Below are 1472 nucleotides of genomic sequence, written 5' to 3'. Positions count from 1 at the left end.
TAAACGGGTCTTTTTACCGACCGTATCATCCCATAGGTTTTCCACACCTTTTTTCATCCATAAATTCAAACCATTTAAGTTTGTATCCTTACCGACAATTGCAGCAGCATCATCCGCATAACGGTCACCCAAATTAGCCAAATAACGCCAACCGCCATAGGTATCGCCACGGAAAGCATAACCACGCAAGGTTTGGATTTGTTCTGGTGTTAAAACAACTTCACCCTCATTCATAATAAGATCCTTTAAATTATTTTTTACTTGGATTGTTTACAAAACTCTGTACCAATTGCTCTACTTGTTGGTGATAACCTACCAACTCCTGCTGTGTGAGCTGCTGCTTTTCCCGAATAAACGGGTAATACTGTACCGTGAAACCGTTAATACAGGAACCTACGCTAGTGCTATAATTATCTTCTTCAGCCTGGTTTACTCGATTATTCCAATGAGTAATAATCGCCGGATTTTCTCCTTTTTTAATATAGTAAAATTCATGAAAATATGGATTTTCAGGAATATGTCTTTTATCTTCATAAGCTTCATATTCAGGATAGGCAGATGGCATTTTTTTAACCCCGTAAGTAAGCAATCTTTCTCCCATAGTCGTACTTAAACTACACGCATCTTTTCGGATAACAATATCGTCCACGCTATCCAAACCATCGCGTAGAAATTGGATAAAGTGTGCTTTGTTTTGCTGGTTGTATGGCTCAAGAACCCAGCCTTGGTCGGTTTTTTTGTAATAGACGCTAATCTCTATCAAATTAATGGAGTAAGCATCCTGCCCGGGCGTGTCAGAAAGCCATTTTGTGGCATTGTCTTGCGTATACCGTGCAAGATAGCCATAGGGGATAACCATTTTGGTGCCCTGAAAATCAAATGTAACCGTATGTTCAAATCCTGTCATTGGCTCGGGATTGTTGAAACTGGTTTGTTCTTTAGCCTGTTGCGCACTTACTGCTTTTTGATCTGTCTTTTCATTCACAGGTTCACATGAGGTCATAGTAAAAACACTCCCAATAAACAAAATAAAAAGTTGATAAATGGTAGTAGCATATGGTCTCATAATTTCAAGCTTAGAAATTAGTTAAAGAATATATTATGGTAGATACTAACTCTTTAGTTAAAAATAATTTACTAACTTTTACTACTTAGGTATAAATTCCAATACTTAACTAAACTGAGGGTAAATATATTTATCCAAGATAGAAGAGAAACTTTTTTCTCTGTTTCCGCAAGAATAGTTACGGGTTGTGAAATATGCTCTATACCCAAGCAGTAGATATTTTCATTGTTACTTACCGTATTGCTTCATAGAATTGGCACTCTACGCTTTCCTTTAAAAATCGTCAATAACGATTATCATTTTCTTTAAATTTATTCAAAACAATATTCTTATACACATCTCAAGCCCGCTGAAATAAAGCAAAATGGTGGTTCATCGACTGTAATGCCAATTTCAAAGCAGCCTG

The 1472-nt window shown here is 36.6% G+C and carries 2 protein-coding genes; both read right to left on the bottom strand.

Features of this window, described 5'->3' with window-relative positions; translation table 11 throughout:
- Window positions 1-234 (bottom strand): hypothetical protein (locus tag DCH402_RS00065; RefSeq protein WP_039998816.1); only part of this gene is annotated, 234 nt, incomplete at its 3' end.
- 16 nt (window positions 235-250) lie between these two features.
- On the bottom strand, window positions 251-1066 hold the full coding sequence (locus DCH402_RS00060) for an RTX iron-regulated FrpC family protein (protein WP_033911959.1): 816 nt from the start codon (window positions 1064-1066) through the stop codon (window positions 251-253).
- Window positions 1067-1472 lie beyond the last annotated feature (406 nt).

Source organism: Dickeya chrysanthemi NCPPB 402, from assembly GCF_000406105.1.
GTDB lineage: Bacteria > Pseudomonadota > Gammaproteobacteria > Enterobacterales > Enterobacteriaceae > Dickeya > Dickeya chrysanthemi.
Note: the sequence above shows the minus strand (reverse complement) of the source record. Positions and strands in the feature narration are given on the sequence as shown.

Bases quoted from the DNA above. Each gene is read 5' to 3' on its own strand.
- DCH402_RS00060 (WP_033911959.1), bottom strand. From the start codon at position 1,066: ATGAGACCATATGCTACTACCATTTATCAACTTTTTATTTTGTTTATT.